The organism is Mycolicibacterium stellerae, from assembly GCF_003719305.1.
GTDB classification, from domain to species: domain Bacteria; phylum Actinomycetota; class Actinomycetes; order Mycobacteriales; family Mycobacteriaceae; genus Mycobacterium; species Mycobacterium stellerae.
Genome location: NZ_RARC01000017.1, coordinates 1 through 25,018, shown reverse-complemented (window position 1 = coordinate 25,018; position 25,018 = coordinate 1). Strand labels below are relative to the sequence as shown.

The window sequence follows — 25,018 nt, the reverse complement described above, 5'->3', positions numbered from 1 at the left end:
GGAACGCGCGCCCCGCTTTCTTATTCCCGAGGTGACAGGTGGCTCAACCGGACCGTCCGCTACGTGCGGACGCCGCCCGCAACCGCGCGCGGGTGCTCGAGGTCGCCTACGACACGTTCGCCGCCGAAGGGCTTTCGGTACCCATCGACGAGATCGCCCGTCGCGCTGGAGTCGGCGCGGGCACCGTCTACCGGCATTTCCCCACCAAGGAGGATCTGTTCCGGGCGGTCGTCGAGGACCGGATCCGTCACCTCGTCGACCAGGGTCAGGCGCTAGTGGCGGGCCAGGACCCGGAGGCGCTGTTCACGTTCTTGCGGTCGATCGTCCTGCAGTGGGGCGCGACCGACCGTGGCCTGACCGACGCGCTCGCGGGGATCGGCATCAATATCGAGACGGCCCTGCCGGACGTCGAGGAAGCCTTTCTCCAGATGCTGGCCGACCTGCTGAGCGTCGGCCAGCAGGCGGGCGCCGTGCGCTCCGATATCGACGTGCGCGACGTAAAGGCGATCCTCGGCGGGTACCTGGCCATCCAGGCATCCACCCCGGCTCAGGCCGAGCGGTTGGCCGAAGTTGTTCTTGACGGGCTTCGCCCGCGGTGAACCTGCTTGCACTCTCCATGCCCGAGTGCTAAAAATGCAGTTGGCACTCGCGACCAGTGAGTGCTAGGTCGGGACGGTGAGGCCAGGGTCCGCACACGCGGAGCACACCCACAGCCGTCCGTCGCGGGCACTGCACCCGACCACATACGTGTGCCATCCCCAATCCGGAGGAATTACTTCGCAATGGCCAAGACAATTGCGTACGACGAAGAGGCCCGTCGCGGCCTCGAGCGGGGCCTCAACGCCCTCGCCGACGCGGTAAAGGTGACGTTGGGTCCCAAGGGCCGCAACGTCGTCCTGGAGAAGAAGTGGGGCGCCCCCACGATCACCAACGATGGTGTGTCCATCGCCAAGGAGATCGAGCTGGAGGACCCCTACGAGAAGATCGGCGCTGAGCTGGTCAAGGAAGTCGCCAAGAAGACCGACGACGTCGCGGGCGACGGCACCACCACCGCCACCGTGCTGGCCCAGGCGCTCGTGCGCGAGGGTCTGCGCAACGTCGCGGCGGGTGCCAACCCGCTCGGCCTCAAGCGCGGCATCGAGAAGGCCGTCGAGAAGGTCACCGAGACGCTGCTGAAGTCGGCCAAGGAGGTCGAGACCAAGGAGCAGATCGCTGCCACCGCGGGCATCTCGGCAGGCGACCCGTCCATCGGCGAGCTGATCGCCGAGGCCATGGACAAGGTCGGCAACGAGGGCGTCATCACCGTCGAGGAGAGCAACACCTTCGGCCTGCAGCTGGAGCTCACCGAAGGCATGCGCTTCGACAAGGGCTACATCTCGGGTTACTTCGTGACCGACGCCGAGCGTCAGGAAGCGGTCCTCGAGGATCCGTACATCCTGCTCGTCTCGTCGAAGATCTCGACCGTCAAGGATCTGCTGCCCCTGCTGGAGAAGGTCATTCAGTCCGGCAAGCCGCTGCTGATCATCGCCGAGGATGTCGAGGGCGAGGCCCTTTCCACGCTCGTGGTGAACAAGATCCGCGGCACCTTCAAGTCCGTCGCCGTCAAGGCGCCCGGCTTCGGTGACCGTCGCAAGGCGATGCTGCAGGACATGGCGATCCTCACCGGTGGCCAGGTCATCAGCGAAGAGGTCGGCCTCTCCCTGGAGACCGCAGGCGTCGAGCTGCTCGGCAAGGCGCGCAAGATCGTCGTCACCAAGGACGAGACCACGATCATCGAGGGCTCCGGTGACCCGGACGCCATCGCGGGCCGGGTCAGCCAGATCCGCGCCGAGATCGAGAACAGCGACTCCGACTACGACCGCGAGAAGCTGCAGGAGCGCCTGGCCAAGCTGGCAGGCGGTGTTGCGGTGATCAAGGCCGGAGCCGCCACCGAGGTGGAGCTCAAGGAGCGCAAGCACCGCATCGAGGACGCCGTCCGCAACGCGAAGGCGGCCGTCGAGGAGGGCATCGTCGCCGGCGGTGGCGTGGCCCTGCTGCAGTCCTCGCCTGCGCTCGACGATCTGGAGCTGACCGGTGACGAAGCCACCGGCGCCAACATCGTCAAGGTTGCACTCGAAGCCCCGCTGAAGCAGATCGCCTTCAACTCGGGTCTGGAGCCCGGCGTGGTCGCCGAGAAGGTTCGCAACTCCCCGGCGGGCACCGGCCTCAACGCCGCCACCGGCGAGTACGAGGACCTGCTCAAGGCCGGCGTCGCCGACCCGGTCAAGGTGACCCGTTCGGCGCTGCAGAACGCGGCGTCCATCGCTGCGCTGTTCCTGACGACCGAAGCGGTCGTCGCAGACAAGCCGGAGAAGGCCGCCGCACCTGCGGGCGACCCGACCGGTGGCATGGGCGGCATGGACTTCTAAAGAGTCCTTCGCCTACGAAAAGGCCCGGCCCCCACAAGGGGTCGGGTTTTTTCGTGTCTCAGCTTCTTTCCAGCGGGTGGCAGTCGTCTTTGCAGCCGGGCTTGGTTGCGACGCCAGGGGGTGCCTTGCGGTGCAGGACCGCGCGGTCGGGGACGACGTATCGCGAGTCGGCGCGGCCGTCGACGATGAGCGTGTAACCACCAGGCGCGCTGGGCGGCCAGACGAGCGTGGCGCTGTCGTGGGAGGCGAGGTTTCTGCTCGTGGTGCCGCCGACGGGGCCGACGTCGAATCTGCCGTCGACGAAGACGGGTTCGACCGCGACGGTGTGCGCGTGAAAGTCGTCGCCGACGGTGACCAGATAGGCGAACTTGTAGTTGGCCAATTCGTCGGCCAGCCGGTCGAGATCCACCTTCACGCTCATGGCTTGAGCCTATGCCCGCGCCGGAACAGCGCCGTCGGCGCGCAGGTGCATCGGCAGCGCAAGGCCGAGCGCCATCCCCGCGATGATGACCGTCGCGACGATCAGATCCGCCGAAGCGGAGGTGAACAGCTGCGCCGACGGGTGGCTGGCGAATTCGACGAAACCCGCCAGCGTGCGGAACACCAATACGCCGGGCACCAGCGCGACGACGGAGGCAAACCCGATGCCCGCGAAGGGGATTCGCATGCGGTGTGACACCGGCACCAACAGCACCCCGACCAGCAGGCAGGATACGAACGCCGCGATCGCCAGGTTGGCTCCCGCGTAAAGGGCAACCCAGTGCGCGGCGTGGGCCAGCATGCCTGCGCCGACCGACCAGCCGATCATCCGCCACGGCATCGAGAAGTAGACCGGGTAGGACGCCGCGGCGACACCCGCGGCGAGAACGTCGACGATGAAGGGTGCACTGCTCGACGGCGCCGTCACCGCAAGCGTCTGGCCGCCGGTGTGCAGGCCCAGCATCAGACCCCCGCTGATCGAGGTCAGCAGCAGCAGCCCGTAGGCCAGCCGCGCCAGTCCGAGCGTCACCCGCAGGTCGAGCAGATCCAGTGCACCGTTGAGGAGGTGCGGTCCCGGCACCAGCACCATCGCCGGGCAGATGGCGACCACCGCGGCCGACGCGCCGAGATGCAGATGGGTGGCCGCCGCGCCGACCGCCCCCGCGATCAGCGCTGCCGCGAACACCTGCACCAGCGGGCCCGCGCCAAGCGCGCCCGACCACCTTCGCAGCAGACCGCCGACCGCCGCGGCGAGCGCCACCAGCAGTATCGCCAGCGGCTGGCTTGCGCCATAGATCACGGCCAGCGCGGCGGCGCCCGTTGCGCAGGCGACCACGAAAGCCGCTGTGTTGGAGACTGGTTGGGCCTCGGCCTCGGCGATCCCTTCGGCCACGCGTTCGAGTTCCAACGGACCGTCCTGTGCCCGGTCGACGACGCCCATCATGGTGGCGACCCGATGCATGTTGATCGCCGTCGGTGATACGGCGGCGGTCAACACCGTGGCGCGCGAACCTGCCGCGGTCAGCGTCAGCATCGACCAGGACGGGACCACCACGGCGTCGGTTTCCAGCCCGCGATTGAGCCGCTGGACGGCGGTCTGGGTCATCTGGGTGGACTGACCGTTGGCGTACAGCAGCGCGCTCGCCGCAAGCAGGGTGTCGTAGCGTTCGGCACTGTCGCTTTCGGCACTGTCGTCGCGGCCGCTCATGCCGCTCATCCTATTTCTGGCCGCCGATTGTGCAGTTTCGTACGCGACACGCCGTGCTGGTGTCCAAATCCGCACAATCGGCCAGGGGCGGCGTCAGCCCGGCGCGTGCTGACGGCCGCGCACCAGCCTGCCGGGGCGCGCATCGGTGGGCACACCGTTCTCGGCGATGACCTCGCCTGAGACGATTGTCGCGACGTAGCCGTCGGCGGTCTGGTCGAGTCGACGCCCGCGCGCGGGCAGGTCGTATCGCACGGTCGGCTTGTGCAGTCGCATCGCGTCGTGGTCGATGATGTTCAGATCGGCCTTGTATCCCACCGCGATTCGGCCGCGATCGGCAAGACCCGCGACGCGGGCTGGCGCCGACGTCAGCTCGCGGACCGCCTCGGCGACAGTCAGCCTGCCCGACGCGCGGTCGCGCACCCAATGGGTGAGCATGAAGGTGGGAAAGCTTGCATCGCAGATCATCCCGTAGTGCGCACCGCCGTCGCCCAGCCCGAGAACGACGTCGTCGCGGCGGACCAGTTCGGCGATGGTGTCCAGCGAGGCGTCGCGGAAGTTGGCCAGCGTCACGAGCAGCATCGCGTGGCCGTCGTCGTCGAGGAGTCGGTCGTAGGCCTCCTCCTGCGGGCTCACGCCGCGGGCCTTGGCCCTAGCGCCGATGCTGTTGGCGGGATCGGGCTCGTAGTCGGGCGGATCGCCGAGCGGGAAGATCCAGTCGAAGGCCTGCACCGCGAACATCAGCGGATGGCCGTCAGATGCCGGCTTGTCGTTCAGAATGCGTTCCCGCACTTCGGGTTTGCGCATCTCGGCCACCCGCTCGGCGAGCGGCAGATCGGCGATCTCGCGATAGCTGGGGTACATCACGAACGGGTTGCCCGACAGTTCGAGCCCGATCACGAGGCCGATCGGCCTCGGAAAGACCTGTGCGGTGATGTCCCCACCGTTGGCGTTGGCCTTCTCCACCATCGTCAACGCATTCTCGAAGAAGGCCGGGCCCGCGTTGCCGATCGCCAGCGTGAACGTGACCGGCAATCCGACGTCGGCGGCGACGTCGAACACCGTCTGCAGCGCCGGTTCGTAATCACCTGCCACGAGGTCGGGCACGAACTGGATGAGCCCTCCGCCCGCGTCATCCACGCCACGTGCGATGGCCTCGATCTCGTCGTGGCCCGCGTCGTAGCTCGGAATCGGGTGTCCGCTCTCGGTCTTGTGGATCGTCAGCCGCGACGACGCGAACCCGAGCGCCCCGACGTCTATCGCCTCGGCGGCCAGTTTGCGCATCTGCGACAGATCCTCGGGCGTCGCGGGTTCGCGGTCGACGCCACGCCGACCCATCACGTAAACGCGCAACGGCGAGTGCGGCAGGAACGCGGCGACGTCGATGTCGCGTCTGCCCGCGTCGAGCGCCTCCATGAACTCCGGGAAGGTCTCCCACGTCCACGGCAGCCCGTCGACCATCACCACCCCTGGGATGTCCTCGACGCCGGCCATCACGTCGACGAGTACCTCGTGGTCGGCGGGCCGGCACGGCGCGAAGCCGACGCCGCAGTTGCCCATCACCGCGGTCGTCACACCGTGCGCCGACGACGGCGTCATGCGGTCCGACCAGATCGCCTGCCCGTCGTAGTGGGTGTGCAGATCGACGAAGCCAGGAGTGACCAGCAGCCCGGTGGCGTCGATCTCACGGCGCGCCCCGCCGTCGAAGGAACCGACGGCCGTGCCGTCTGCGCGGCTTACCGCGGTGATCACACCGTCGGAGATCGCGACGTCACCGACGAAGGGCTCGCCGCCGAGGCCGTCGACGATGGTGCCGTTGCGAATGCATATGTCGAATGTCGTCACCGGTGCGACTCCGGAGTCGTGCGCCATAGGCTGAATTTACGACTGTGTCAGGGGGCCATGCCAGGATGGGGCCGTGATCGATCACCTGGGAATCAACTGTGCGGACTGGGAGAAGTCGAAGTCCTTCTACGACGGGGTGCTTGGCGTGCTTGGCTACACCCGGCAGATGGACTTCCAAGTGGCCATCGGTTACGGCACGAACGGTAAGCCCGACTTCTGGATCGCCGACATGAATGCCGGTGAGGCCGCCGGCCCCAACCGCGAGGTGCACGTCGCGTTCCACGCCAAGGATCGTGACGCCGTGCACACCTTCTACGACACCGCGCTGCAACTCGGCGCCGAGTCGCTGCACGCACCCCGGCTGTGGCCGGAGTACCACCCTGGCTACTACGGCGCCTTCGTCCGCGATCCGGACGGCAACAACGTCGAGGCGGTATTCCACGACATCCCATCGCAGTAGCCCCGGGTAGCGTCAACCGCATGGCTGACACCGACGACCTGCAAGCCGTCCGCGAACTTCTGCGCGACGCGTTCACCCGGCAGATCGAGCACGTCGACGACCTCACCGACGACCTGACCGACGAGGTGTCGTTCTTCCGGCCGACGGCCGAAGCCAACAGCATCGCGTGGTTGATCTGGCACAGCGCCCGTCAGCAGGACCTCCAACTCTGCGACATCGCGGGCATCGAGCAGGTGTGGACCCGCGACGGCTGGGACGACCGGTTCGGCCTCGACCTGGCGGGCAACGACAACGGTTACGGACACAGCCCCGACGATGTCGGGAAGGTCCGCGTACCTGCCGACCTGCTGGCCGGCTACTACCACGCGGTGCACAAGGTGACGCTGGAGTACGTTGCGTCGGTGACGATCGAGGAGTTGAACCGCGTCGTCGACACCCACTGGACACCGCCGGTCACCGCAAGCGCGCGGCTGGTCAGCATCGTCGACGACGCCGCACAGCACCTGGGGCAGGCCGCCTACATTCGCGGCATCGCGGTCTGACGTGCGCCACACGGCGGCCGAAAGGGCGGTCGTGCTGTGGCCGCCAATCGCCGTTGCGGCAATGCTCATCCTCGGCTTCGCGGTCGGGAAGACATCGACGCCCGTCGACGACTGGTTCGGCCGGTACCGCGACAGCGAGGCCCGGCACCTCGTGGTCATCGCAAACCCGCTTCTGCTCGTCGCGGCGTGCATCGCGGTGTTCGCCGTCCTCCTTTATCAGCGGCGTCGGCGACTGGCGGCCATGGTTGTCATCGCGCCGCTGGTCGGCATTGCCGTGGTCAGGCTGATCAAACCGATATTCGAGCGGGAGAAGGAGGGCGGGCTGGCCTATCCGAGCGGCCACGTGACCGCCACGGTGATCGTGGTGGGCCTTGTCGTGCTCGCGGCGTGCGCCGCCAGATGGGCGGTCGCGCTCGCCGTTGTCCTGATTCCGCTTGTCATGCTGGGTGTCGGTGTCACGTTCCATTACTTCACCGATACGGTCGGCGGCCTGCTGCTTGGCAGCGCGGTCGTGTGCATCGCCGCGCTCATCGGCAAACTTGACACGCGTCAACCCGGCTGCGATGCAGATCACACCGGTGGTTAACATTGCTCCATGACCGCGACGCCAGAAGTTGATTCGCCCACGTCTGCGACCACGATCCGCAACCCGGCCACCGGAGCCGTCGCCGGACAGGTGCGCTGGACCGACCCCGCCGACGTGCCGCGCATCGCGGCCGGGCTACGAGAGGCGCAGAGACAGTGGGAGGCGCGCGGCGCCAGGGGCCGCGCCAAGGTGCTCGCCCGCTACGCCGTCTGGCTCGGCGAGCACCGCGACGAGATCGAGTCGTTGCTGATCGAGGAGACGGGCAAGTCCGCCGTCGATGCGGCCCAAGAGGTTCCGCTGCTGATCATGATCCTGTCGTACTACATCAAGACGATGGAGAAGGCGCTCGCGCCCGAGACGCGGCCCGCGTCGCTGCCGTTCCTGGCGATCAAGAAGGTCACCGTGCACTACCGGCCACGCCACGTGGTGGGCATCATCGCGCCGTGGAACTACCCGGTGGCCAACGCCCTGATGGACGCCATCGGCGCGCTGGCAGCAGGCTGCTCGGTGCTGCTTAAGCCGTCCGAACGCACCCCGCTGACCGCGGAGGTGCTGCTGCGCGGATGGCAGGACTCCGGAGCGCCCGAGGTGTTGGCGCTGGCTCAGGGTGCCCGCGAGGTGTCGGAGGCCGTCATCGACACTGTTGACTTCATCCAGTTCACCGGGTCGTGCGCCACCGGCGCCAAGGTGATGGAGCGGGCCGCGCGGCGGCTCACGCCGGTCAGCCTCGAACTCGGCGGCAAGGACCCGATGATCGTGCTTGAGGACGCCGACATCGACCTGGCCGCGCACGCCGCAGTGTGGGGGGCGATGTTCAACGCGGGCCAGACGTGTGTGTCGGTCGAGCGGGTCTATGTCCTCGAGCCGGTCTACGACCAGTTCGTCGACGCGGTCGTGCACAACGTCGAGAAGCTGAAGGTGGGCGCGGGGCAGGGCTACGACTTCGGCGCGATGATCGACGACGACCAGGTCGCCGTCACCGAACGGCATGTGCGCGAAGCGGTGGCCGCAGGCGCCAAGGCGCTCACCGGCGGAGAGCGCACGACGGGCAAGGGCAGCTTCTACCCACCGACGGTGCTCGTCGACGTCGATCACTCGATGACCTGCATGACCGAGGAGACGTTCGGCCCGACGCTGCCGATCATGAAGGTGTCGACGGTCTCCGAAGCGATCCGCCTCGCCAACGACAGCCCATACGGCCTTTCGGCCTCGGTGTTCTCCAAGGACGTTGAGCGCGCCAAAGACGTTGCGGTGCAGCTTGATTGCGGGGCGGTCAACGTCAACGACGTGATCTCGAACCTGATGTGCACCACCGCGCCGATGGGCGGCTGGAAGACCTCGGGGATGGGTGCACGCTTCGGCGGGGCCGAGGGTCTGCGCAAGTACTGCAGGCAGGAAACCGTTGTCGCGCCGCGGACGAGTGTCGGGGCGGGTGGTAACTACTACAACAACTCGCACAAGGCTCTGACGCGGATGAACAAGCTGATGACCCGGCTGGCCCTTCGGCGTCCGCGCCGAACCGCGAAATAGCGCGTCGACACCCGCCGTTCACCGGCGCGTCACCGTTGCGTTCACCTCGGTCGCTACCTTTTGCCGCGTGGCCCTGGCAGAGAGCTATAGCTATACCGTTCGCGACGATGACGATGACGACCCGGAGCTGTTGATCCATCCCGGCGGCGAGGTGGTCGACACCTGGCGCGAGAACTACCCGTACGACGAGCGCATGAAGCGCGATGAGTACGAGGAGCAGAAGCGGCTGCTGCAGATCGAATTGCTGAAGCTGCAGAAATGGGGCCAGGCGCACGGCCACCGGCACGTCATCGTGTTCGAGGGTCGCGACGCAGCGGGCAAGGGCGGCACCATCAAGCGCTTCATGGAACACCTCAACCCACGCGGGGCGCGGGTGGTCGCGCTGGAGAAGCCGACCGACCGCGAGCGCACGCAGTGGTATTTCCAGCGATACATCAACCACTTTCCCGCCGCGGGCGAGATCGTGTTGTTCGACAGATCCTGGTACAACCGTGCAGGCGTCGAGCGCGTGATGGAGTTCTGCACCCCCAAGCAACATGCCGAGTTCATCCGTCAGGTCCCCTTGTTCGAGCAGATGCTGGTCAACGACGGCATCAGCCTCACCAAGCTGTGGTTCTCGGTGACGCAGTCCGAGCAGCGCACCCGGTTCACCATCCGTCAGGTCGACCCGGTCCGGCAGTGGAAGCTGTCGCCGACGGACCTCGCCTCGCTGGACAAGTGGGACGACTACACGTCGGCCAAGGAGGACATGTTCGCCTGGACGGACACCGAGGCGGCGCCGTGGACAGTCGTCAAGAGCAACGACAAGAAGCGTGCCCGCATCAATGCGATGCGGCATGTACTGAGTAAGTTCGACTACGACAACAAGGACCATGAGGTGGTCGGCCGGCCCGACCCCCTCATCGTCGGACGCGCATTGGCCGACTGAACGGCGCGTCCCTTCCGTAGGAGGGCAGCGTGCGGTTTCTGGCGGCGCTGCTGTTCTGGCTCGTCACGACGGCGGCGCTGGCGGTTGCGGTGCCGGTGTCGTGGGCGCAGACGAATGTGGTCAGCGAGGACGGCTACGCCTCGCTCGCCGCGACGGCCGCCAAAGATCCGCAGTTGCAGGAGGCGATGGCGTCGGAGTTGACGACGCAGATCACCGCGCTGGCCGCCGACAACGGGTATGACCTCGCCAACACCGAGCTCGTCGGCGGGGTCACATCTGCCTATACCGCAAACGCGGGATTCCCTGGTCAGTTCGCCCAGGCCAACCGCATCGCGCACCGGTGGATGTTCACCGACTCGGTCCGCCACGATCCAGGTTCTGATGACCGGTGGCTGGTCGACATCGCGCCGATGCTGCGCGACGACTCGCTTCGCCAAACGCTCGGCGACCTCAATCTCGACGTTCCAGAGACGCTGACCGTCCCGATCACCGTGCCCGAGTCCTCTTCGCTGCGGCCCGGCGAGCTGATGGTGTTGTCGACGTGGGGTCCGTTGGCGAGCATCGGCGTCTGCGTGGTCACCGGGGTGTTCGCCCTACTGACCCTCGCTTCAGCGCGTTCCCGCGGTAAAGCCCTTGCTGCGCTCGGGGTTTCGGCGCTTCTGGTCGGCGCGGCGGGATGGGCTGGCCTGGAGGTGGGCAGACGCTACATCGACGACGCGCTGAACAAGACGACCGGTGACATCCGCCAGGTGGCCGACGTCATGGTCGGCGTGGCGCAAGCCAGCCTGCACCACTGGCTGAACCTGACGCTGGCGGTGGGCGGCGTGCTGCTGGTGTTCGGCATCGTGGTCTCGATGCTCGGCGGCATGCGCCGCAGCGATTAGAGTCTCGCCGCTGCGGTATTGGGAAGGCGTGGGCTATTGAGTCCAGCGGAGCGCGGGTCGCGCCGGCGCCAGTACGACCCCGAGGAGCTGCACCGCATGGGGCTGGTCCAGATGTGGTGGGAGACAGGCCTTATGAGGCTCGGCGAAGGTCGCTCACATCCTCACCTCCAACGCGGCAGGTGCCCGCGTCCAGGGCGAACACCGGGGCACGCGGGCTGGCGAGGTTGTTTTGCGCCGCGCAGGTATGGGTACAGGGGCAACGATGTCCGACGATGTGACGCCCTTTCGCATCCAGACTCCCGAATCCGCGCTCGACGACCTGCGCCACCGACTTCGGCGCACGCGTTGGCCGGAACGGGAGACGGTCGATGATTGGTCGCAGGGCGTTCCGCTTGAGTACGTCCAGGAGCTATGCCGCTACTGGGCCGACGAGTACGACTGGAGAGCCACCGAGACGCGGCTGAACGCCCTGCCGCAGTTCCGCACCGAGATCGACGGGGTGGGAATCCACTTCGTGCACGTACGGTGCCGACGCCCGGACGCGCTGCCGCTCATCATCACCCACGGCTGGCCCGGGTCAATTGTCGAATTCGAGAAGGTGATCGAACCGCTCTCGGATACGTTCGACGTCGTATGCCCGTCAATGCCCGGCTACGGTTTCAGCGACAAGCCAACTGAGCCCGGCTGGGGGGTCGAGCGGATCGCACGCGCCTGGTCCGTACTCATGGCGCGGCTCGGCTACCAGCGATACGGTGCCGCTGGGTCCGACTGGGGCACAAGCATTTCCACGAGCATCGCACAACAAGACGCCCAGCATGTCGCCGGCATTCATCTCATCCCGCCGCTCGCGCCGCCCGACCCGGCGACATTCGACGACCTCACTCAGCCGGAACAGGCGGCCCTTGACGCGCTGGAGCACTCGCGCAGCTGGGACTCCGGCTACGCCGAGGAACACGCCACTCGTCCGCAGACCGTCGGATATGGGCTCGTCGACTCACCTGCGGGTCTGTGCGCTTGGATCGTGGAGAAGTTCTGGGCATGGACCGACTGCGATGAGCACCTCGAGGACGCCGTCTCGCGCGACGAGCTGCTCGACAACCTGATGCTTTACTGGCTTCCCGGCACCGGGGCCTCCTCGGGCCGCCTGTACTGGGAGAGCATCAGGCGCGTCAACGACATCATCACCGAAGAGGTGGGAGACACCGTGGACGTCCCTACTGCCTGCTCGATCTTCCCCAAGGAGAACCAGCGACCATCGCGCCGCTGGGCGGCGCGTCGATTCACCAATATCCAACATTGGAACGAGCTCGAAAAGGGTGGCCATTTCGCGGCACTCGAGCAACCGGAATTGTTTGTCGCCGAACTTCGTTCGTTCTTCCAGCGGTTCTAGCCTCGGTGCCCCGAGACCCCCGACGCTTGCGTCCTCTCGGCGGAGAGCCATTCCCAAACATTCGGTGTCCGGGCTCTAGGGCTCGATGACATGTGACGGGTCGGGGCGCCGCTCGGGCGGTGCCTGGCTGTAGTCGCCCCACGGGCCGTCGCGGCGCTCGACTGCGGCCCGCACGCCTTCGGTCGACGCGGTCTCGATGAACTGCAGTGCGTCGGGTGTGTTGCGCATCAGTCCGTCCAGGATGCCGCCGAGAGTCTGCGTCGACGCCAGCCCCATGTTCTCGTAGGCCTGGTTGACGATCAGCTTCTGGGCCTGCAACTGCGACAACGGAATTCGACACAACATCGCCGCCACCTCGGCTACCCGGGCCTCCAGCCGCTCGAAGGGTACGGACTCGTTGATGAGTTCGACGTCCGCTGCTTCGCGGCCCGTCAGTGGCTCACCGGTCAGCGAATGCCATTTCGCCTTAGCCAAACTCAGCCGGTACAGCCACATCCCGGTCAGGTAGGCGCCCCACATCCTGGCGTACGGCGTGCCGATGACGGCGTCGTCGCTGGCGATCACGATGTCCGCGCACAGCGCGTAATCGCTTGCACCGCCGACACACCAGCCGTGTACCGCAGCGATCACGGGTTTCGACGCGCGCCAGATTGCCATGAACTTCTGCGTCGGCCCGGTCTCCCTGGCGCTGACCATCGCGAAGTCCTTGCCCGGATCCCAGCGGCCGTCGGTGCTCATCGATTCACCCCAGTGCGTAAAGCCGCCGCCGAAGTCGTAGCCCCCCGAGAATGCGCGGCCGGCTCCGCGAAGCACGATCACCTTGACCGCCGGATCGCGTTCGGCCAGCCCGACGGCCGCCTCGATCTCGTCTGGCATCGGCGGAACGATTGTGTTCAGCTCGTCGGGGCGGTTCAGCGTGATGGTGGCGACGGGCGGCTCCGTCTTGTACAGCAGGGTCTCGAACGGGGGCGTCGTCGGCATACCTGCAGTATCGCTGTCAGTGCACGAGCGCGGACACGGCTTCGGCGATCGGCGTCTGACCCGAGATCAGGTCGAAGCTGCGGCCGGCGGTGCGCGGTTCGTCGAGCACCGCGACCAGCACCGCCGCGACGTCGGCGCGGGGAATGCTGCCCCGGCCGGTCGACTCGGCGATGGCCACGCGGCCGATGGCCGCACCATTTGTCAGCGCCCCTGGCCGCACGATGGTCCATTTCAGCGCGGCGCGACCCCGGATCGCCTCATCGGCAACGCCTTTCGCGCGCAGGTACGCCTGGAAGACCTCGTCGTCGGCGGTGGCCTGCGGGTCGGCCGCCATCGAGGAGACCATCACGTACCGCTCGACGCCAGCCGCTTCCGCCGCGTCGGCCAGCAGGACGGCGGCGTCGCGGTCGACGGTCTCCTTGCGCGCCGCACCGCTGCCCGGGCCCGCCCCCGCGGCGAAGACGACGGCGTCGGCGCCGCGAAGGTGGCCGGCCACCTCGTCGACCGACGCCTTTTCCAGATCGACGACCAACGCGTCCGCGCCCGCCGCCTCCAGGTCAGCGACCTGCGCCGGGTTCCTGATGAATCCGGCCACCGAGTCGCCTCGCGCCGACAGCAGCCGCTCGAGGATCAACGCGATCTTTCCGTGTCCGCCCGCGATGACTACGTGCATTTACAGAGGCTCGCCGATATCGGGAAGCAGCGCAACGTCCTGCGGGTTTCCCCATTCACGAAATTTCGTGGCCAGTTCGCGCACCATTCTGGTGCCCCAGTCGGGGTTGTAGTGGCTCAGTACCTGGTACTCGAAGAGGAAGCGGTCCTTGCGGTCGCCGAAGCCGGCGAGGCTGCCGACAACGCCAGCGCAGTACCAGTACAGAACATCGTCCAAGTTGCCTGCATCGTCGAAGACGAGCTTGCCCCGCTCGTAATACCTGTAGTGGTAGGTGCCGTCGTCATCGACGAACACGTAGAGGTCGTCGTTCTTTCGCAGTCCGAGCCCGACGGGCGTCGGCTCTACCCCGAGCCCCTCTGCGAGCCGATCGATCTCCGCTTGGAGGTGACTGGATTTGTCTGTCGTTGTCACAGCGGTTCGCCGATGTCGGGGAGTAACGCGATGTCCTCCGGCTGACTGTCTCGGAACGACGCGGCCAGTTCACGCACCCGTCGCTTGGCCCAGTCGGGGTGGTAATGGCTCAGTACCTGGTACTCGAACAGGAAGCGTTCCTTGCGGTCCTCGAAGTATCTGGAGCCTTGGCCGCGCACGATTCCTTTGCAGTACCAGTACAGGACGTCGTCGCGGCTGCCTGCGTTGTCCCAGACGAGTTTTCCTCGCTCGTAGGTCGTGTAGTGGTAGGTGCCGTCGTCGTCGACGAAGATGTTCAGTCCATCGTTCGTTAGCAGTCCGACAGTCATCGGACGAACGTCGAGTCTCTCCGCCAGCCGGTTGATCTCGCTTTGAAGTTCACTTGTATTCGTATCCGAGGACGGGTCCATGGTCAGTAAGAATCTCCTTGTCGACCAGCTCTTCTACATCAACTTTGACGCCGTCCGGGCCCACGATCATATATTGGACGGTTCCCGGCGACGGCGTCTGGCCATACCAGGGTTCCACGGGCCCTTCGAGGATCTGCCAGCCATCGGGTAGCGGTTTGCCGGTGACCGAGTACCGGTGGTACTCGACGCTGACCGTCTCCGGACTCAGGGCGCGATCCGCGAAGAGCGTGCCGTCCGGCGCGAGATAACGGCCCCCCTCATGGCCGAACCTGTCGATGATGGTCCCCGCGGGCAGCTGGACGGGCTGCGGTTCGTAGCCAGGGGGAAACCCGTTGTTCTCCGGCCAGATTCGGGACCCGGGGGCGCCGAACCGTGGCCCGAACTCATCCGAGGGCATGCCGCCGGTGGGGTGCCAGCCCCGCACGAGAGCCTCCGGCGCGCCGCCCTCGACGATAGTTCTGACAGGAAGGGCGTCCCGAATCGCAGCACCTTCGCCGCCCCAGGGCAGGGTGACGGCGGTGGACGCCGCATCGAACGTCTTCTCGCCCAGGTAGTAGGCCGGGGATGGTGAGTTCACGGCGTTCTTGATTTCCTCAACCGCGGCACCGGCGGGGTTGACGACGGTCTCGGCGGTGCCCTGGAGCAGCCCGCCCCAGGACTCGAGTACCCCGGGCGCGCCAGGACCGCCTTGGCCGAGAAGGTTCTTGATGCCCTGCTCGGTGGAGAACCAACGGTCGGCGAACCCCTCTCCGAAGCCCGGGGGTGGCTGACGCGGCGGATCTGGCGCCCGATGGCTGGGGCGGCCCAAACCCTGTTGAGCCTGGGCGACCATCGCGGTCAGCCGCGATTCGATCTGGTCGGCAGGCACGTCTTGTGCTTCGAGCACCTTTCGAGCCATCGCCTTGAAGGTCTCGACGTCCTTCGGATCCATCGGCGCCCGCTGCGGTGCAGGGGCCGCAGCGGGCACAGGGGCACCGGCGATCTGGTCGAGGGCGTCGTCAAGACTGCCTGGTTGGCTGCCGTGCCTTTCGTTCGATTGTGCCGCAGGGGAATTCGGGACGGCACCGTTGACCGTATCGGTGTCGTATCCGTCGGCCGCCATCTCCCGTTGGGTCGCGTCGAGCTTGGCGCCGTACGCGTTGCGGAGCGCGGTCATCTCGCCCAGTGAATGCTTGGTGGCGTCGACGGCGGCCCTCTTGAGCTCCGACGAGTCGAGCTGATGGCCCGCCGCGGCCGCAGCCTGCAATTCCGATTCGATCAGGTCGTCGATCTGTGTGAGCCGAGCTTCCAGGTTGCCGATAGAGATGTGCCCGCTGCGCTGCGCCTCGGCGAGGTCTGCGGCGATGTCCTGCAGGTCGACTGCCACGCGGCCCATCTGTTGGCTGCTCATGTGCAACGACTCGGTCGCGCGCCGGACCTCGTCGGCGTCGTTGATCGGATGCGCCGGGTCGTCGCGATCCCACGCTTCGGCGAAGCGCTTCTTGGCTTGCGCAAACTCCTCACCGGTCTGTGTGGTGCATACCGCGGCGTTGTGGAAAGACGTTGCGAGCTCGCTGATTTCACCGGGCGATCCGGCCGCGATGGTGTCGTTCACCTGCCACGGGTCGCCGCCTGCGGCGCCGATCAGTTCGGCGACGCTCAGATGTTTCAAGGCGAGCATCGCGCAGTTACCAACTACCCGCTCCGCCACCGGGAAGGTAGCGACTCGGGTCGGCGAGACTGCCGAGCCCACCGCCGATGTCGCTGCCCGCGAAGCCGCCGAGTAGCCCGCCGATGATCGCGGCGGCTGCCGCTGTGTAGGGGCCGCCGAACGAGCCGACGGCAGCACCCGAGCCCATGCCGGCAAGGACGCTGCCCACCACGCCGCCGACGCCCTCGCCGAACTCTTCGTTGGGATTCCAGGTGTTGTTGTCGAACTCCGTCATCGCGAGAACAAGCTGCGCCACGTTGCCGACGTTGCCCAGCCGACCACCCCATTTGGAGAAGAGTTCGGCGTCGGCCTTGGAAAGGCCGTCCAGTGCGTGCCGTCCGGTCTCCACCGAATCGCCGTACTGACCGACGCCGGTGCCGATGCTGTCGGACAGCGACGCCAGGCCCTTGATCACGGTGATGGCGCCGTCGTGCGTCATGCCGTTCTGGGTGAGCTGCTGCTCCGCTCGATTCAGCACCATCGCTCTGGCCTGCGTTTCGGAGCTGTCCAGAAACGCGGTCGCGGCGTCCGGGGACATCGGCCCCGAACCGAGAAGACCCGCTTCCAGCTTTTGTTGGAACTCCAGCCGCGTTCTCGCCTGTTGGCGGGCATCGGTGCCAAGGACCGGGTCGACGGGCAGCGGCCCGACGAAATTGGACATGTTGAAGTCGTCGAGGCGCTCGCCCGCATACTGCTTGGCGTACGGGTTGGCGGTGGGATCGTTGGCCGTGGCGAAGTCGCGCAGGCGTGCGGCCGCCGCCTGTTTCTCCGGCGTCATCGGGCCGCCGCTGTTGACAAGCGCCTCGTCGCCCGCGCGCTGGGTCTCGTCATACCTCTGGGCGGCGCTTCGAGCCTGGTCCTGCAGGGACGGGTCGCCCTCGCCCTCGGCACCCTGGATGGCATCCATGTCGTAACCGTCGGCCGCCATGTCCAACTCGGCGGCATCCAACTTGGTGCCGTACGCGTCGCGGACCGCGGTCATCTCGCCCAGCGAGTTTCTGGTGGCCTCGATGGCGGCGGCTTTGAGTTCCGACCAGTCCAGGTTGACGCCGTCGGCCTGGGCTCGCGCGATCTCTGCGGCGATCGTGTTGTCGATCTGGACGAGCCTGCCGTTGAGGTTGCTCACCGAGACGTGACCGCTGCGCTGCGCCTCGGCGAGCGTGGCGGCGATGTCCTGAAGGTCGGCGGCAACTTTCGCCATCTGTCGCGGGCTGAGCCGAAGCCACTGCGTTGCGCGCCTGACCTCTTCGGAGTCGTTGACGGGATGCGCGGGATCGTCGCGGTCCCAGGCTTCGGTGAAGCGCTTCTTGGCCTGATAGAACTCTTCGTCGGTCTCGGTGATGCACAGACCCGCATTTCGGAACGACGTCGCGAGCTCGCTGATCTCGCCCGGTGCGCCCGCCTGAATCGTGTCGTCGATCTGCCAGGGGTCGCCTCCGGCCGCACCGATCAGTTCGGGAACACTCAGGTAGACCAGTTGCGGATAGCTAGGCATCCGTGATGTGCGAGACGTCTCTGGTGTTCTCGCGCTCGGTTTGGCTGAACCAGCCCGACGCGGTCTGCGCCTTCTGTCCGACGTCGGTCAGCGTCTGATGGTTGCCCCGCATGGCATCGACGCGGCTGGTCCGATGTGCGCTCAGGCGCTGATGAAACGAGCGTGCCGCGTCGAAGTCGCCGAAGATGCTCGACCCTATCGCGGCCGCGGACAGCGCCTCCGCACCACCGAGGACACGCTGGCCTGCGCTGCGCGCCACGTCACCGCCCGAGTGCAGCAATTCCGGCTCAACCCACATTCGACGACCTCCGAACGACGTTTGCTGTCAGCTTACCGGCGGTTCGATACAGCCCGTGACATCAATCTGACAGCGTGCGATGAAGGAACTGATAGATCAGGGCGGACCGGAATGCGGTCTGCGCGTTGTCGGCCGCTCCTGCGTGCCCGCCTTCGATGTTCTCGTAGTAGTGCACGCGATGGCCCGCCTCCTCGAGCGCTGCGGTCATCTTGCGTGCGTGTCCGGGGTGGACTCGGTCGTCGCGCGTCGATGTGGTGATCAGCACGGGTGGATACCGCCGCACCGCCGAGATGTTCTGGTACGGCGAGTATTCGCCGATGAACTCCCAATCCTCCGTGCTGTCGGGGTCGCCGTACTCCGCCACCCAGGACGCGCCCGCAAGCAGAAGGTGGAACCGCCGCATGTCGAGCAGGGGCACGCTGCACACGAGCGCCCCGAACGACTCCGGGTACTGGGTCAGCATGATCCCCATCAGCAGGCCGCCGTTGCTGCCACCCTGCGCGCCGAGCTGTTCGACCGTGGTGATCCCGCTTTGCACCAAATCCTGTGCGACAGCCGCGAAGTCCTCGGCGACGAGGTGGCGCCCCTCCCGCATCGCCTGGGTGTGCCAACCCGGTCCGTATTCGCCGCCGCCGCGGATGTTGGCCAACACGTAGGTGCCGCCGCGGGACAGCCACAGACGGCCGAGCACACCGTCGTAGCCCGGCGTCCGGGATACCTCGAAGCCGCCGTAGCCGCCGAGCAAGGTCGGGCCTGGCCCGGCGCTGTCGCGGTGACCGACCACGAAGTAGGGGATCGCGGTGCCGTCCGCCGACTTGGCGAAATGTTGTGTGACGGTGAGGTCGTCGGCGTCGAAGAAGGCGGGCGCCGACTTGATCTCTTCGAGCGGGCCCTCGACGGGCCCGTAGAGCAGCCGCGAGGGCGTGGTGAACCCGCTGAAGTCCAGGAATATCTCGTCACCCAGGTCGTCGGTGTCGACGATGACGGCGTTGGTGTTGTCCGGGATCCCTGGCACCGGTTGGGTGACCCAGCTGCCCGGTGTCACCGTGTGCACCCGGCTCACCACATCGGCGAGCGTGACGATGACAAGCTTGTCCTTCGTCCACGCGTAGTGGTTGAGGCTGGTGTGGTCGTCGGGCTCGAAGATGACATGGAGATCGGCTGTCCCGGCGAGGAATTCGTCGTAGTCGGCGGCGATCAGGGAACCCGCCCGAAGCGAGCCGGTGCCGGTGTACCAGTCGGTGCGCAGCTCGATCAGCAGCCATTCTCGGTGCATCGACACGGTCGCGTCGGTGGGTGCGTCGATGCGGATCAACTCGTCGTCGCGCAGTTCGTAGACCTCGTCGTTGAAGAAGTCGACGGCGCGGCTCAGCAACGTCCGCTCGAAGCCGGGTGTGCGGTCCCTCGACGCCGCGACGATCACGTCGGAATGTGCACCGCTGAACAGCGTCTCGGCATCGCCGAGCGGGGTGCCCCTTCGCCAGCGCTTGACCAGCCGCGGATAGCCGGAATCGGTCAGCGAATCCTCGCCCCAGTCCGTGCCGATCAGCACGGATTTCTCGTCTTCCCAGCTGATCTGGGTCTTGGCCTCGGGCACCTCGAAACCGTCGACAACGAATTCGCCTGTGCGCATATCGAATTCGCGCACCACCCCGGCGTCAGAGCCACCGCGCGACAGGGTGATCAGCGCGAGAGAATGGTCGGGTTCGATCACCTTGGCACCTGCCCATACCCAGTTCTCGTCCTCTTCGGCGGCCAGTGCGTCGAGATCGATCACCACCTCCCAGTCCGGCGCGTCGGTGCGGTAACTGTCCAGCGTGGTGCGACGCCACAGGCCGCGGGGGTTCGCCGCGTCGCGCCAGAAGTTGTACAGCCAGTCGCCGCGGCGGCGGACGTAGGGAATACGCGCATCGGTGTCGAGCACCTCCAGCGCCTCGGCCCGCATCTGCTCGAAGCGTTCGTCGCACAACTGGGCCAGCGTCGGCTCGTTGTGCCTGCGAACCCAGTCCAGCGCGTCGTCGCCGGTGATGTCCTCCAGCCAGAGGTAGGGGTCGGTCACCCTCACATTGTGCGGTCCCCCACGCCCAAACCGACATTTGGGAGCAGAAGTGCCAGTGCAGTCCACCATTTCGTCGATCTCGACGAGGCGAAGTCAACTCAGGTGATGGACCTCCTGCAGGCCGTAGACGGGCGTGGGGATGCCAGCCTGACGCGCCTTGATCTGCAGCGCCAGGTAGAGCGAGTAATGCCGCGACTGGTGCAGGTTCCCGCCGTGGAACCAGAGGTTCTCCTGCTGGGTCGGCTTCCACATGTTGCGCTGCTCGCCCTCCCACGGCCCGGGATCTTTGGTCGTGTCGCTGCCAAGGCCCCAGACCTTGCCGACCTTGTCGGCGACGTCCTGGCCGATGAGGTCGGCCGCCCAGCCGTTCATCGAGCCGTATCCGGTCGCATAGACGACGACGTCGGCGGGCAACGTCGTGCCGTCGGCCAGCACCACCGAATCCTCGGTCAGCCGTTCGACCTGACCGTGGGCCAGCTTGATCCTGCCATCGGCCACCAAGTCGCATGCGCCGACGTCGATGTAGTAGCCGGAGCCGCGGCGCAGGTATTTCATGAACAGCCCGGAATCGTCGTCGCCCCAGTCCAGTTCGAAGCCCGCCGCCGCCAGCCTGTCGTAGAACTCCTTGTCCCGTTCGCGCATCTTGTCGTACAGCGGGATCTGGAATTCGTGCATGATCCGGTACGGCAGCGATGCGAACGTCAGATCGGCCTTCTCCGTGGTCATTCCGCTTGCCACTGCACGCTCGGAGTAGAGGTCGCCGAGCCCGATGTCCATCAACGTGTCCGACCTGACGATGTGCGTCGACGAGCGTTGCACCATCGTCACGTCGACGCCGTTCTCGTACAGCGCCTTTGCGATGTCATGTGCCGAGTTGTTCGACCCGACGACGACGGCCCGCTTGCCCACGTACGCGTCGGGGCCGGGATGTGCACTGGAATGGTGCTGGTCGCCCTTGAAGACGTCCTGGCCTGGCAATGTCGGCACGTTGGGTTTGCCCGACATGCCGGTGGCCAGGATGAGTTGCGTCGGCCGGAGAGTCACCCGCTCGCCGTCGCGGTCCACCTCGACGGTCCAGGTCTTAGGGCCCCCGTCGACCCCAGGGTTGAACACAGCCGACAAGCACGCGGTCTTCGACCAGTACGGCACTTCCATCACCCTGGTGTAGAACTCGAGCCAATCGCCGATCTTGTCCTTCGGCGCGAAGACCGGCCAGTTCTGCGGGAACGGCAGATAGGGCAGGTGGTCGTACCAGACCGGGTCGTGCAGGCACAGCGACTTGTAGCGCTTGCGCCACTGGTCGCCTGGGCGCTCGTGGCGGTCGACGACGATCACGGGGACCCCCAGCTGCCGAAGCCGCGCACCAAGGGCGATGCCGCCCTGGCCGCCGCCGACGACCAACGCGTACGGCTGGGTGGTGTAGCCGAGCGACTCGTCCTCGGCCTGACGCTTCTCCGCCCACGACCGTGGGTCCGGGTCGGAGCCGTGCACCGCACCCAGCACCCGCGAAGGGCCGTTGGGTTCCTCGTGGCCCTTCAGTTCCTGAAGTGCCGTGAGCAGCGTCCACGCCTGGTCGTCTTTGAGGCGCAGGTGGCCGATGCCGCGGCCGACGGCCGTATCGAACTCGATGAACGCCGAGACGACGCCGCCGTCCTCGGTCGCCTCTTCGCGGGTGCGGAACCCCGACGGTTCGGTGCCGGCCAGCCGTTCACCGAGCATTCCTGCGATCTGGTCGCGACCCTCGAGGGTCTTGATGTTCCAAGTGAAGGCGACCAGGTCGCGCCAGAAGCTGTCGGTGGCGAACTTCGCCACCGCGCGGTCGATATCGCGTGCCGCCAACGCCGCCTCGAAGTCGGCGAGCCAGGCAGTCATGCGGTCCTGCGGGGTGAGATCGGTGGCAGGGTCAAGCGTCTGAGTCATGTGACCCACCACACACCCTCGACGCCGCCCGCCACAAGGGTTGCACCGGGTTGCAGCGGCAATGACCTCCCACGGCAACCAGGAGAGGCATGCAGGCGAGGCATGCAACGGTCTGCAACTCTTTCGGCATGTGGCAGCGGTCACATACAACTGGGTGATGCGAGCAGCTGTGTACCACGGACCGAACAAGATCGAGATCGCCGACGTCGTCGAGCCGTCGCCTGCGCCGGGCACGGTGAAGATCAAGGTCGGCTTCAACGGGATATGCGGCACCGACCTGCACGAGTACTACGCAGGCCCGATCTTCGTGCCGACCGAACCGCACCCGCTGACCCACGCGCAGATGCCCTTGGTCATCGGCCACGAGTTCTCCGGCGTCATCACAGACGTCGGCGCAGGAGTCGCCGGGTGGTCCGAGGGGGACCGGGTGGCCGTCGAACCCATCTACCGGTGTGGCCACTGCCCGGCATGCACGGCAGGCAACTACAACATCTGCGCCCAGATCGGCTTTCACGGGCTGATGTCTGACGGTGGCATGGCCGAGTACACCGTGGTGCCCACCAACATGCTGCACAAGCTGCCCGACAACGTGTCCCTGAAATTGGGCGCTCTCGTCGAGCCGATGTCGGTGGCCTACCACGCGGCGACGCTCGGAGACGTGAAGTCAGGCGACACCGCGATGGTCTTCGGGGCGGGTCCGATCGGCATCGGCCTCTGGTTCGCGCTGCGCGGCAAGGGATTAGAGGACACGTTCGTCGTCGAACCATCGCCGACGAGGCGCACGTCGATCGAGGCACTTGGTGCGCGCACGCTGGATCCGGCCAGCGTCGACATCCCGGCGTTCATCGCCGAGCACACCGACGGCCGCGGCGCCGACGCCGTATACGACGCGGCGGGCGTCACGCCCGCGATCCAGACCGCCCTTGCGTGCGTTGGCGCCCGCAGGCCGATGGTCAGCGTCGCGATCTACGAGAAGCCGCTGATGACACCGCTGCTGAACCTGGTGATGAACGAATCCCGCATCCAAGGCTCGCTGTGCTACACCGCAGAAGATTTCGAGGCGGTCATCGCGCTGATGGCGCGAGACGCCTATGACACCACCGGCTGGGTGACAGAAATCGCGCTCGACGACGTCATCGACGAGGGCTTCGAGGCGTTGCACGCGGGCAGGAAGATGAAAGTGCTGGTCGATCCGGCGGTCTAGGGGCGGCTGGCGGGGAAGTGTGATGGAGAGCACAATCGGCACTGATGCAAGGTCAGCTAGTGCCTGAGCCCGCGGTGGCGGTCGGCGAGGATCCGCGTACCTACGCCCGGCTGATGTCGGCTGTATACGACGCCACGATGGCGGGCGACCGCGCGCCTGCGCGTCCGCGTCAGGTCATCGAGGACTCGTGGCGGCGATTGATGTCGCAGGGGATAGGTCCCGACGAGATGCCCGCGCCGATCGTCGAGTCGGTCGGGCTGGAGGCGCTGCGCGGTGCATCAGGTCTGCTCGACGTTCTCGACGAGATCGCGCACGGGCTGGAATCGCTTGTCGCCGAAGGGGAGAACATCCTGGTCGTGGCCGACGCTGCCGGCCGGGTGCTGTGGCGGTCGGGGTCGACGCAGGTGCTCAACCACGCCGACCGGCTCGGCTTCGTCGAGGGCGCGCACTGGGGTGAGAACGCCGTCGGCACGAACGCGATCGGCACCGCGCTGGCGTCAAAACGGGCGGTTCAGGTGTTCTCCGCCGAGCATTACCTGCGTAGTCACCATCCGTGGACCTGCGCGGGTGCGCCGATCAGGGATCCGAGAACCGGTCACGTCATCGGCGTCGTCGACGTATCGGGGCCCGCGGCGACCGTCCATCCGACCACCGTCGCGCTGGTGGATGCGGTAGCCCGGCTGGCCGAGTCACACCTGCGCGAACAGCACGACCGCACGCTGAACCGGCTGCGGACGGTGGCCGCGCCCATCCTCGCGCGCATCGGCAGCCCCGCCCTCGCGGTCGATCAGGACGGCTGGGTGGCGGCCGTTGACGCGATGCCGCTGCACAACCGCATCCTTCTGCCCGCCGACATCATGGACATCGCGCCGGGACGCGTGCGGCTCTCGGCGCTGGGCCCGTGCGACGTCGAGCCGTTGCCGGGAGGCTGGTTGGTGCGGCTGGCCACCGACGACTCGGCGGGCCGACTCGCTCACGTAACACTTGACCTGAGCAACCCCGATGCGCCGTCGTTGGCGATGACGGGGCAGTTCGCCGCATGGCGACACGACATCTCACTGCGCCACGCCGAGATCCTTCTGGTGTTGGCGACGTCATCGGCGGGCAGGACCGCCACCGAACTGGCCGCCGACCTCTACGGCGACCCGTCGCGGGGAGTCACCGTACGCGCCGAGGTCTCACGGATCCGCAAGCAGTTCGCGGGATTGCTTGCCGCTCAACCGTATCGATTCGCGGCGACGGTTGATCTCGAAGTCACATACCCCGTGGATATGTCCACGCTGTTGCGGTCGTCGACGGCGCCCGCCATCCGTTCCATCCGAAGGAGTCAGTCATGACAGTGTTCTCCCGCCCCGGTTCAGCAGACGCCCTGATGGCCTACGAGTCGCGCTACGGCAATTTCATTGGGGGCGAATGGGTCCCGCCGGCGGGCGGCGAATACTTCGAGAACCCGAGTCCCGTGACGGGTCAGGTGTTCTGCGAGGTACCCCGCTCCGACGAAACCGACGTCGAGAAGGCGCTGGATGCCGCGCACGCCGCGGCTCCGGCCTGGGGCAAGACGTCGCCGGCCGAGCGTGCGGTGATCCTGAACAAGATCGCCGATCGCATCGAGGAGAACCT

General features: G+C 66.7%; 24 protein-coding genes. 12 read left to right on the top strand and 12 right to left on the bottom strand.

The window, feature by feature from the left end; all coding sequences use genetic code 11:
• Positions 1-38: 38 nt before the first annotated feature.
• Both D6M19_RS20165 and groL read left to right on the top strand, forming a co-directional pair.
• Positions 39-599: a TetR/AcrR family transcriptional regulator gene (locus D6M19_RS20165; protein ID WP_123027033.1), complete on the top strand. Its 561-nt coding sequence runs from the start codon at positions 39-41 to the stop codon at positions 597-599.
• Positions 600-782: 183 nt separating this feature from the next.
• Positions 783-2,408, top strand: a complete 1,626-nt coding sequence (groL, locus tag D6M19_RS20155) for a chaperonin GroEL (protein ID WP_123027032.1) — start codon at positions 783-785, stop codon at positions 2,406-2,408.
• 58 nt (positions 2,409-2,466) lie between these two features.
• On the opposite strand, the gene D6M19_RS20150 is transcribed toward groL, so the two are convergent.
• From D6M19_RS20150 to D6M19_RS20140, 3 genes are all read right to left on the bottom strand, one after another.
• On the bottom strand, positions 2,467-2,829 hold the full coding sequence (locus D6M19_RS20150) for a pyridoxamine 5'-phosphate oxidase family protein (RefSeq protein WP_123027031.1): 363 nt from the start codon (positions 2,827-2,829) through the stop codon (positions 2,467-2,469).
• Between the two features lie 9 nt (positions 2,830-2,838).
• Positions 2,839-4,095, bottom strand: coding sequence for a threonine/serine exporter family protein (locus tag D6M19_RS20145; RefSeq protein ID WP_164478593.1), 1,257 nt, complete (start codon positions 4,093-4,095; stop codon positions 2,839-2,841).
• Positions 4,096-4,188: 93 nt separating this feature from the next.
• Positions 4,189-5,964, bottom strand: a complete 1,776-nt coding sequence (locus tag D6M19_RS20140) for an N-acyl-D-amino-acid deacylase family protein (RefSeq protein ID WP_123027029.1) — start codon at positions 5,962-5,964, stop codon at positions 4,189-4,191.
• 46 nt (positions 5,965-6,010) lie between these two features.
• On the opposite strand from D6M19_RS20140, the gene D6M19_RS20135 reads away from it, so the two are divergent.
• The 7 genes from D6M19_RS20135 (at position 6,011) to D6M19_RS20105 (ending at position 12,257) form a co-directional block, all read left to right on the top strand.
• The gene (locus D6M19_RS20135; RefSeq protein ID WP_123027028.1) at positions 6,011-6,397 is read left to right on the top strand and encodes a VOC family protein; all 387 of its coding nucleotides are present in this window, start codon (positions 6,011-6,013) and stop codon (positions 6,395-6,397) included.
• 20 nt (positions 6,398-6,417) lie between these two features.
• A complete protein-coding gene (locus D6M19_RS20130; RefSeq protein ID WP_123027027.1) occupies positions 6,418-6,939 on the top strand; it encodes a mycothiol transferase in 522 nt (173 codons plus the stop codon).
• A gap of 31 nt (positions 6,940-6,970) precedes the next feature.
• Positions 6,971-7,525 carry a phosphatase PAP2 family protein gene (locus D6M19_RS20125; protein ID WP_234834953.1) on the top strand — a complete coding sequence of 185 codons (555 nt, stop codon included), beginning with the start codon at positions 6,971-6,973 and terminating at the stop codon, positions 7,523-7,525.
• A gap of 9 nt (positions 7,526-7,534) precedes the next feature.
• The gene (locus D6M19_RS20120) at positions 7,535-9,055 is read left to right on the top strand and encodes an aldehyde dehydrogenase family protein (RefSeq protein WP_123027026.1); all 1,521 of its coding nucleotides are present in this window, start codon (positions 7,535-7,537) and stop codon (positions 9,053-9,055) included.
• Between the two features lie 67 nt (positions 9,056-9,122).
• Positions 9,123-9,983 carry a polyphosphate kinase 2 gene (ppk2, locus tag D6M19_RS20115; RefSeq protein WP_327389814.1) on the top strand — a complete coding sequence of 287 codons (861 nt, stop codon included), beginning with the start codon at positions 9,123-9,125 and terminating at the stop codon, positions 9,981-9,983.
• Between the two features lie 29 nt (positions 9,984-10,012).
• The gene (locus D6M19_RS20110) at positions 10,013-10,867 is read left to right on the top strand and encodes a hypothetical protein (protein WP_123027025.1); all 855 of its coding nucleotides are present in this window, start codon (positions 10,013-10,015) and stop codon (positions 10,865-10,867) included.
• Positions 10,868-11,141: 274 nt separating this feature from the next.
• On the top strand, positions 11,142-12,257 hold the full coding sequence (locus tag D6M19_RS20105; RefSeq protein WP_206428581.1) for an epoxide hydrolase family protein: 1,116 nt from the start codon (positions 11,142-11,144) through the stop codon (positions 12,255-12,257).
• Positions 12,258-12,332: 75 nt separating this feature from the next.
• Here D6M19_RS20105 and D6M19_RS20100 read toward each other — a convergent pair whose 3' ends face one another.
• The 9 genes from D6M19_RS20100 to D6M19_RS20060 form a co-directional block, all read right to left on the bottom strand.
• Positions 12,333-13,238, bottom strand: a complete 906-nt coding sequence (locus D6M19_RS20100; RefSeq protein ID WP_123027023.1) for a crotonase/enoyl-CoA hydratase family protein — start codon at positions 13,236-13,238, stop codon at positions 12,333-12,335.
• 16 nt (positions 13,239-13,254) lie between these two features.
• Complete coding sequence (locus D6M19_RS20095; protein ID WP_123027022.1) at positions 13,255-13,911, bottom strand: NAD(P)H-binding protein; 657 nt, start codon at positions 13,909-13,911, stop codon at positions 13,255-13,257.
• Positions 13,912-14,322 carry an Imm63 family immunity protein gene (locus D6M19_RS20090; protein ID WP_234834952.1) on the bottom strand — a complete coding sequence of 137 codons (411 nt, stop codon included), beginning with the start codon at positions 14,320-14,322 and terminating at the stop codon, positions 13,912-13,914. It lies immediately after the preceding gene.
• Positions 14,319-14,651 carry an Imm63 family immunity protein gene (locus D6M19_RS20085; RefSeq protein ID WP_327389813.1) on the bottom strand — a complete coding sequence of 111 codons (333 nt, stop codon included), beginning with the start codon at positions 14,649-14,651 and terminating at the stop codon, positions 14,319-14,321. The genes D6M19_RS20090 and D6M19_RS20085 overlap by 4 nt, the downstream gene beginning before the upstream one ends.
• Before the next feature lie 49 nt (positions 14,652-14,700).
• Entirely contained in the window at positions 14,701-16,383 is a 1,683-nt protein-coding gene (locus D6M19_RS20080) for a TNT domain-containing protein (protein ID WP_234834951.1), read from the bottom strand.
• A 16-nt stretch (positions 16,384-16,399) separates the two neighbouring features.
• Positions 16,400-17,917, bottom strand: coding sequence for a putative alpha/beta hydrolase (locus tag D6M19_RS20075; RefSeq protein ID WP_123027019.1), 1,518 nt, complete (start codon positions 17,915-17,917; stop codon positions 16,400-16,402).
• Positions 17,910-18,215, bottom strand: a complete 306-nt coding sequence (locus D6M19_RS20070; protein WP_123027018.1) for a DUF2563 family protein — start codon at positions 18,213-18,215, stop codon at positions 17,910-17,912. Before D6M19_RS20070 ends, D6M19_RS20075 begins: the two co-directional genes overlap by 8 nt.
• Before the next feature lie 61 nt (positions 18,216-18,276).
• Positions 18,277-20,274, bottom strand: coding sequence for a prolyl oligopeptidase family serine peptidase (locus tag D6M19_RS20065; protein ID WP_407665378.1), 1,998 nt, complete (start codon positions 20,272-20,274; stop codon positions 18,277-18,279).
• A 93-nt stretch (positions 20,275-20,367) separates the two neighbouring features.
• The gene (locus tag D6M19_RS20060) at positions 20,368-22,194 is read right to left on the bottom strand and encodes an NAD(P)/FAD-dependent oxidoreductase (protein ID WP_123027016.1); all 1,827 of its coding nucleotides are present in this window, start codon (positions 22,192-22,194) and stop codon (positions 20,368-20,370) included.
• Between the two features lie 157 nt (positions 22,195-22,351).
• On the opposite strand from D6M19_RS20060, the gene D6M19_RS20055 reads away from it, so the two are divergent.
• The 3 genes from D6M19_RS20055 to D6M19_RS20045 form a co-directional block, all read left to right on the top strand.
• Complete coding sequence (locus tag D6M19_RS20055; protein ID WP_123027124.1) at positions 22,352-23,398, top strand: 2,3-butanediol dehydrogenase; 1,047 nt, start codon at positions 22,352-22,354, stop codon at positions 23,396-23,398.
• A gap of 44 nt (positions 23,399-23,442) precedes the next feature.
• The gene (locus D6M19_RS20050) at positions 23,443-24,735 is read left to right on the top strand and encodes a GAF domain-containing protein (protein ID WP_123027015.1); all 1,293 of its coding nucleotides are present in this window, start codon (positions 23,443-23,445) and stop codon (positions 24,733-24,735) included.
• The coding region (locus D6M19_RS20045) for an aldehyde dehydrogenase family protein (protein WP_123027123.1) at positions 24,732-25,018 on the top strand (287 nt) is incomplete at its 3' end. The genes D6M19_RS20050 and D6M19_RS20045, both read left to right, overlap by 4 nt.